Origin of the sequence: Bartonella sp. MR110HLJHH, assembly GCF_042194225.1 — a bacterium.
In the GTDB taxonomy this organism is placed as follows: domain Bacteria; phylum Pseudomonadota; class Alphaproteobacteria; order Rhizobiales; family Rhizobiaceae; genus Bartonella; species Bartonella grahamii.
Window position 1 is genome coordinate 1 of record NZ_JBHIMQ010000098.1, and the last position, 647, is coordinate 647.

1 protein-coding gene is annotated in these 647 nt (G+C 32.1%); it reads right to left on the minus strand.

Annotated elements, in window-relative coordinates:
• The coding region (locus ACFIKB_RS09580; RefSeq protein ID WP_375653527.1) for a DnaB-like helicase N-terminal domain-containing protein at positions 1-482 on the minus strand (482 nt) is incomplete at its 3' end.
• Between the last annotated feature and the right edge of the window lie 165 nt (positions 483-647).

Consider the following 647-nt stretch of genomic DNA (forward strand, 5'->3'; position numbering starts at 1 on the left):
TGATTTTCAACAGTTTCAATTTGTTGTGATGTTGTAAGTTCTACAGAAGCATCATAAGCTCTATTCACAACTTGAGTGCCAAGGTTAATTAAAGAGCGTCGGATAAACAGATCATAAATGACGCTCCCATAATCTTTAGTATTAATGATTGTGACTGCCTCGGTAGCTAAACGCACCACGTAATTATATACAGTGATGTCACCAATTTTCTCATCATTGTCAACAAAGGGCTTAATAGTAATGGGATCTGCAACTTTTCCACTTTGAATAATTTGTGAAATGATATCAAAAAGCTTTTGATGCAACGGTTCAAAAAAGTGCTCTGCTTTTAAAAAATCAGAAACGCTATCAAGAGCATTATTATTGATAATGATAGCACCCAGCAAAGCTTTCTCTGCTTCAATATTATGGGGCAATTGACGAAAAGAAGATTGTTCTTCTGTTTGAAAAGAAGGTAATTTAACAGCGCTCATTTTATTCATTATGATTTAAATTGATTTGATAAATGATAATTATAAATCACTGAATCTACAGTGTGAATCCCATTTTTATTTTACTTAACAGCTTGCTTTTTGATACGTTTTGTGCAATAAAGAGATGTTCTTTTATATTTCGATTGGTTACTTTAATCGTTTATTTAGATCGCT